6 protein-coding genes and 2 pseudogenes are annotated in these 6836 nt (G+C 67.2%); 6 read left to right on the top strand and 2 right to left on the bottom strand.

All coding sequences use genetic code 11. From position 1 onward, the window contains the following. Window positions 1-430: pseudogene (locus PV646_RS31170) on the top strand (cytochrome bc1 complex cytochrome b subunit); the annotation flags it as partial. A gap of 80 nt (window positions 431-510) precedes the next feature. On the opposite strand, the gene PV646_RS31165 reads toward PV646_RS31170, so the two are convergent. Then, window positions 511-954 (bottom strand): class F sortase, encoded by a 444-nt coding sequence (locus tag PV646_RS31165; RefSeq protein WP_500345853.1) that lies wholly within the window; start codon window positions 952-954, stop codon window positions 511-513. 32 nt (window positions 955-986) lie between these two features. Between PV646_RS31165 and PV646_RS31160 the strand changes: the two are divergent. From PV646_RS31160 to PV646_RS31150, 3 genes and pseudogenes are all read left to right on the top strand, one after another. Then, window positions 987-1352: pseudogene (locus PV646_RS31160) on the top strand (substrate-binding domain-containing protein); the annotation flags it as partial. A 186-nt stretch (window positions 1353-1538) separates the two neighbouring features. Next, on the top strand, window positions 1539-2741 hold the full coding sequence (locus tag PV646_RS31155; protein WP_500345852.1) for a S8 family peptidase: 1203 nt from the start codon (window positions 1539-1541) through the stop codon (window positions 2739-2741). 249 nt (window positions 2742-2990) lie between these two features. Beyond that, window positions 2991-3890, top strand: coding sequence for a cellulose binding domain-containing protein (locus PV646_RS31150; RefSeq protein WP_500345851.1), 900 nt, complete (start codon window positions 2991-2993; stop codon window positions 3888-3890). A 33-nt stretch (window positions 3891-3923) separates the two neighbouring features. Here PV646_RS31150 and PV646_RS31145 read toward each other — a convergent pair whose 3' ends face one another. Then, window positions 3924-4829, bottom strand: a complete 906-nt coding sequence (locus PV646_RS31145) for a LysR family transcriptional regulator (protein WP_500345850.1) — start codon at window positions 4827-4829, stop codon at window positions 3924-3926. 107 nt (window positions 4830-4936) lie between these two features. Between PV646_RS31145 and PV646_RS31140 the strand changes: the two genes are divergently transcribed. Further along, window positions 4937-5863: a fumarylacetoacetate hydrolase family protein gene (locus PV646_RS31140; RefSeq protein ID WP_500345849.1), complete on the top strand. Its 927-nt coding sequence runs from the start codon at window positions 4937-4939 to the stop codon at window positions 5861-5863. Further along, complete coding sequence (locus PV646_RS31135) at window positions 5848-6834, top strand: cyclase family protein (RefSeq protein ID WP_500345848.1); 987 nt, start codon at window positions 5848-5850, stop codon at window positions 6832-6834. The genes PV646_RS31140 and PV646_RS31135 overlap by 16 nt, the downstream gene beginning before the upstream one ends. The last annotated feature ends 2 nt before the right edge of the window (window positions 6835-6836 follow it).

Raw genomic sequence — 6836 nt, 5'->3', positions numbered from 1 at the left:
GTTGAACCTGACGACGTGGATGGGCCGCATCGGCATGCTGGTGCTGCCTCCGATCGCGTACTTCGTCGCGTACCGGATCTGCATCGGCCTGCAGCGCGGCGACCGCGAGGTGCTCGAGCACGGTGTCGAGACCGGCATCATCAAGCGCCTGCCGCACGGCGAGTTCATCGAGATCCACCAGCCGCTCGGCCCGGTGGACGACCACGGCCACCCGCTGCCCCTGGCCTACCAGGGCACGTCGGTGCCGAAGAAGATGAACAAGCTCGGCTCGGCCGGTCACCCGGTCGTCGGCAGCACGTGGTCGCCGGACCCGGTCGAGGAGACCGTGGCCCTGCAGAACGCGCGCAAGCACATCCACGCCTCTGAGGGCCTCAGCTCTCAGGACGAGGCCAGCGAGCTCGCGGGCAAGCCTTCCGACCCGAAGGCCTGATCCACAGCTGGACACGACGAAGGCCCTCGTGAACTCTCACGGGGGCCTTCAGCTTGACTCTTTCCCACGACATGAACGTTTCACGCCGGGACAGTGGTGACGATGACGTTGTCCACATAGGAACGCTGCGCACCGTCGAACTGTCCCCCACAGGTGAACAGGCTGAGGCGGACCGAACCGTCCGTGGAGAAGTAGGGCGTGAGATCGAGATTCTTCTTCGGTACCTGTTCCTTCGCCACCACACGGAAACTTCGCACGTTGCCGTCTTCGCCTGTGATGGAGACCTGATCGCCTTCAACCAGGTCGCGAAGCCGGTAGAAGGCGCCGGGTCCGGACGTGGCGTCGTCCACGTGCCCGCCGATCACCACAGATCCGGAAGCCTCGCCCAGACCTGGACCGAAGCGATACCACCCGACCTCGTCGATGCTGGGAGGTACCGAGAACTCACCTTTGTCGTCGACACCGGTCGGGACGACGCGTGCGGTGAGCCCGATCGCCGCGATCGCGAGCTGGACAGGCTTCACCGGGGCACGAGCTGTCGTGCGGTGCCGGAACGCGGAGGCGACGCCGGGTGCCGCACGACGTTGCTGTCGGCGGTTTCGACGACTCCAGCGTCGCCACCGCCACTCGCCCCGCTCTCAGCACGGTCAGGCAACCCTTCGAGCGGATCACCGGTGAGATGGTGCGGCTCCTGCTCGACCTGGTCCACGGAAAGTCGCCGGAGGCCGCCATTCTGCCGACTTCGCTCGTGTCCGCGACTCCACGTGATTCGTGTATCTCGCACCGAGCGCGAAACAAAGACGAAACACGCCGGACTCTTGCCGTCACGACAGTCGACCGAAGCGGATGCACAGACAATTCACAGCAGCCGCACAGAAATGTGCGCCACGTCATGAGAACCCTCACTTCAGCCACGTTTTGACACCTTGCCAAAACTGGCAATTTTCCTGCCTTTCCCGCTGCGGTTCGGATACTTAGGCTCTGCAACGAAGCCGAAGGGTCTTCGCGATCCCGAGGCAAGCCGCCGAACAAATGACAGCAGCGTCCCGCCCCTGTGCAGATTTATGCGGGTGCGTTGCTCGTCGTTTTCCGAGAACGGAAACCACTGATGCAAGAGTCACGAAACGTCCGGTTCCTGGCCGGAATCGGGATTGTGAGCACCGTCGTCACCGCTGTCTCCATGCTGGCCGCACCCGCTCAGGCAGCAGTTGGCGAGATCCGTTCCGCCAACGCCGCGGAGAAGATCCCGAACAGCTACGTCGTCAAGCTCAAGGACACGCCCGTGTCCGTGTCGGCCACCGAAGCCACCGCGAACGCCGTGGCGGCGCGCCACGGCGGCGGGGTCGACAGGGTGTTCGGCAGCGCCTTGCGCGGCTTCACCGTGAAGCTGTCCGAGCGACAGGCCAGGCGTCTCGCGGCCGACCCCGCAGTCGAGTACGTCGAGCAGAACCAGGTCTTCCGCACCGACACCACTCAGACCAGCCCGCCGTGGGGACTGGACCGGATCGACCAGGCCTCGTTGCCGCTGAGCAACTCCTACAACTACACCTCGACCGGTAACGGCGTGAACGTCTACGTGATCGACACCGGTGTCCGGATCAGCCACTCCACCTTCGGCGGCAGGGCGAAGAACGGGTACGACTTCGTCGACAACGACGCGGTCGCGCAGGACGGCAACGGTCACGGCACCCACGTGGCCGGCACCATCGCGGGCAGCACCTACGGTGTCGCCAAGGCCGCCGCCGTCTACGGGGTGCGTGTGCTGGACGACGCGGGCAGCGGCACGACCGCCGGTGTCGTCGCGGGCATCGACTGGGTGACCGCGAACGCGGTCAAGCCCGCGGTGGCGAACATGAGCCTCGGCGGTGGCGCCTCGACCGCCATCGACGCTGCCGTCAACAGTTCGATCGCGTCCGGCGTGACCTACGCCGTCGCCGCCGGCAACAGCAACGCCAACGCGTCGAGCTATTCCCCGGCCCGCGTGGCCGCCGCGATCACCGTCGGTGCGACGACCAGCACGGACGCGCGCGCCAGCTACTCGAACTACGGTTCGGTGCTGGACATCTTCGCGCCCGGCTCGTCGATCACGTCCTCCTGGAGCACCAGCGACACCGCGACGAACACCATCAGCGGTACCTCGATGGCGACCCCGCACGTGGCCGGCGTGGTTGCCCGTTACCTGCAGAACAACAGGTCGGCGACGCCCGCCCAGGTGTCGAGCGCGCTGATCTCAGCCGCCACGACCGGCAAGGTCACCAGCGCCGGCACGGGTTCGCCGAACCGCTTGCTGTACCTGGCTCCGGGCTCCTGATCGAATCCGAAGGGGAGTCTTCGTCTCGCCACCAGCGACGCGAAGGCTCCCTTTCGGCGCAACTCGCCCGGTGCCGCGTTTCGACGCATTCGATTCGAACAACGTCGAACATCGACACCTTGAAGTCAGCCAGGGCCCGATTGGCCCACCGGTTTCGAACACATCCTTCCGCCATCCGCCGCAGAGCTGTACTCTCTCCGGCACCTGACCGCCATGGGAGCGCACACGACTTTTGTCCGCAGAGGAAGAATGACGCTGCACACCTGGAAGGGCCTGAAGGGATCTGTTCTCGTCCTGGCTTTGCTGCTGACCGGATGCTCAAGCGATCCCTCGCCCACCACCGCCTCTTCGACACCGCCGTCGACAAAAGCAATGGGTTTGACGACGAGAGGACTGCTGCCCAGTTCCTATGTGACAGTCGAAAGCATTGCGGACGCACGTACAGTCGTGTTGTCGGACGGCAACCAGTTCCGGCTGATAGGGCTTGCCGCACCTGCGGAGTGCTGGGCCGCTGCGGCCGTTGAATTCGCCAAGTCGATGCTGGTCGGCAAGCTCGTGAGATACACGCGCCTGTCCGACGGGCTGGCGACCCTGCACCTGACCGACGACTCCGACTACTCACTGCTGGCGGTGAGCCGGGGCGTGTTGCGTGCCGAGTCGACCGAAGTCGATCTCATGCGAGAAGCACAGGAGTCGGCCGAGAGAGCAGATCTCGGTCTGTGGGGACCACCCTGTGACGGCAGAGAGACGACCTCGGCCCCATCGCCCTCCCCCGCACCGCCCGCACCGCCACCAGCCACCTCCGCGCGAGCTTCCGCTCCCCAGCCGAACGGATGCGCCGTCACCTACCGCGTCGTCAAGCGGTGGCAGAACGGATTCGAGGGCTCAGTAGAGGTTCGCAACAGCAACACGACACCGATCAACGGGTGGACTCTCAAGTGGACGTTCTCCAACGGTGAGCGGCTTGATCACATCTGGAACGCCGAGGCGACGCAGAACGGCGCGCAGATCGACGCGAGGAACGCGTCCTACAACAGCTCCATCGCCGCCGGCGATTCGGTGAGCATCGGGTACACGGTGAGGTCGGACCGTGGCAGCGGATCCCCGCGATCATTCAGCCTGAACGGCACGGCGTGCACCACGACGTGACGCCCGGCCCGCCGCAGCCGGTCTGACCACGACTCAGACGGACGAGCCCGCCTCGATCAGAACCGACCGCAGCCACACGTGTTCGGGATCGTGCGTGTGCATGGGATGCCACCACAGCGCCTCGACGAGGGGCACGGCGTCCCACGGGCACCGCAGCCGCCGGAGCCTGTCGTCCCGGGTCAGCAGTGCCGCGAGTTTGTCCTGCACCAGCGCGATGCGGTTGGTGCCGGCCAGGTAGTGCGGCAGCACGAGGAAGCTCTCCACCACCGTGAGCACCTTCGCCGCCACCCCGAGCATCTGCAGCTGCCGTCCGGCCGGGGTGAACGCCGTCGGGGCGTTGTAGGTGAAGACCCAGGGCAGTTCGGCGACGTTGGACATGGTCAGTTCCTCGCCGATGTGCGGGTTGTCGCGGTCGGCCAGGCACACCCACGTGTCGGTGAACAGGTCGGCCGAGGGCAGTTCGGAGAAGAACCCGTGCGGGAACAGGATTCCGTCGTAGGCGCGCAGGGCGTGGACACCCGCGTCGATGAGCGGGGTGCTGTGCCGTTCCAGTCGCAGGGTCGTGCCGGGCGCGCGTTCTTCGAGCAGGTCGACCATCCGCCGACCCATCATCGTCATCGCGTAGTCCGAGGCGAGGAGCGTGAACGTGCGGCGTGACGTCGCCGGGTCGAACACGGGCTCGCTCGCGAAGACGCGTTCGACACCGTTGAGCGCGGACGCGGTGCGCTGACGCAGCTGGACGGCCAGCGGGGTCAGCTCGTAGGTGTTCCCGTTGCGGGCGAGCAACGGGTCGTCGAAGTGCCTGCGCAGCCGTGCCAGAGACGCGGACAGCGCCGGCTGGGAGAGGCCGAGCCGTGCTGCCGCGCGGGACACGGACCGCTCGGCCAGCAGGACGTCCAGCGGAACCAGAAGGTTGAGATCCAGCGCGGCGAGGTTCACGCACTATTAATGCCACTGATAACCCACATCAGCAACTAGCGCTTCCCTGATGTCCGCTCGCGGTCCGACAGTGGTCCCAGTCACTGCTGACGGAAGGGACGTCTCGCGTGGACACCTCATTCGGGTTGGGAACCTTCGCCCAAGACGCGGGAGACCGCTTCCCCGGTCTCGTGCTCGATGACCGGGTTCGCGATCTGCGCGACGTGGCCGAGTCCGTGTGGGAGCTGCTGCAGAACTGGGACGAGGTGCTTCCCGCACTACACCGGATCGCGGCCGGGCCAGGACCTTGGCGGGCAACGGAAGGCCTGCGGGTCTGCGCCCCTCTCGAACCAGGACAGGTCATCCAGGCCGGCGCGAACTACCGCACCCACGTCATCGACCTCGCCGTCCGGCACTCCCCCGGCCGCGACGCGGACGAGGTGCGTGCCGAGACCGCGGAGATGATGGACCGGCGAGCCGCCACGGGCGAGCCCTACCTCTTCGTCGGCCTTCCCTCCGCGATCACCGGCCCTCACGACGACGTGACCCTGCCCGCGTACTCCGACCAGCACGACTGGGAGCTCGAACTCGCGGTCGTGATCGGACGAGAGGCCTTCCGCGTCGACCGCGCACACGCGTTGGAGCACGTCGCCGGCTACACCATCGCGAACGACCTCACGACACGGGACCTCGTGTTCCGCCGTGACATGCCGGAGCTCGGCGCCGACTGGTTCCGCTCGAAGAACGCGCCGGGGTTCACGCCGCTCGGTCCGTGGCTGGTGCCCGCGGAGTTCGTCTCCGAGGATCCACGCATCACGTTGCGGCTCAACGGAGAAGTCATGCAGGACGAGTCCACGAAGGACATGATCTTCAACGTTGCCGCACTCGTCTCCGCTGCCTCGCACACCACACCGCTGCGGCCGGGAGACGTCGTGCTGACCGGCAGCCCGGCGGGCAACGGCTTCCACCACGGCAGGCTGTTGCGGGCCGGGGATGTCATGGAGGGCACCATCACCGGCCTGGGAACGCAGCGCACTCGGTGCGTGGCACCGTGACCGCGCTCCGGCCCGCCCTCGACCGCACCGATCCCGAAGGTGCCATCGCCGCCGCGGCGAAGCGGTGCTCCAACACCGGCCGGTGGGGCTCCGAGGACGTACGCGGCACGCTGAACTTCCTCACCCCGCAGGCACGTGTGCGGGCGGCGGCGCTGGTGCGGCAGGGCGTGACGTTCTCCCTCGCCCAGGCTTTCGACGAGCACGGACCGCAACGCGGGTGGCGGCGGCGCACCAACCCCGTGCACTCCATGACGGACACCGGTACCGACGCGGAACGCGGGGTGCAGGGTTTCCCGCACGGATTCGGCGGCGCTGACGACGTCGTGGCGATGCCCTTGCAGTGCTCCACCCAATGGGACGGGCTGGGCCACATCTTCGACCACGGCGCCGCGTACAACGGCCGCCGCGCCGGCGACGTGGTGACCAGCGCGGGGGACGCGGTCACCGGCATCGAGACGGCGGCGGCACTCATCGCGGGCCGTGGGGTGCTGTTGGACGTGGGCAGGGTCGTGGGCGGCGGCGAACTGCCTGACGGGTTCGCCATCACACCGGAACACCTCGACGCCACGGCGGCGGCGCACAGCGTCACGATCGACGAGGGCGACATCGTCTGCGTGCGCACGGGCAGGCTGACCCGTGCTCGCCGCGATGGGTGGGGCGAGTACGCGGGCGGCGACTCCCCCGGCCTGTCGTTCCTGTCCGCGGACTGGCTGCACGGTTCGCGCATCGCCGCGATCGCCACCGACACCTGGGGTTTCGAGGTGCGGCCCAACGAGTTCGACGACGCCTTCCAGCCGTTGCACCAAGTGGTCATCCCGCACATCGGGTTGTACGTCGGCGAGATGTGGGACCTCGACGAACTCGCCGAGGCCTGTGCAGCTGACGGCACCTACGCGTTCTGGCTCACGGCCGTTCCGATCCCTTTCACCGGTGCGGTCGGGGCACCGGTCAACCCGCTCGCCGTCAAGTGAGG

The organism is Streptomyces sp. ID05-26A, assembly GCF_033794685.1.
In the GTDB taxonomy this organism is placed as follows: Bacteria; Actinomycetota; Actinomycetes; order Mycobacteriales; family Pseudonocardiaceae; genus Lentzea.
The sequence above is the reverse complement of the archived record's forward strand: the minus strand, read 5'-3'. Positions and strand labels throughout refer to the sequence as shown.

Coding starts and splice junctions, on each gene's coding strand:
- PV646_RS31155 (WP_500345852.1), top strand. CDS start 1,539: ATGCAAGAGTCACGAAACGTCCGGTTCCTGGCCGGAATCGGGATTGTG.
- PV646_RS31150 (WP_500345851.1), top strand. CDS start 2,991: ATGACGCTGCACACCTGGAAGGGCCTGAAGGGATCTGTTCTCGTCCTG.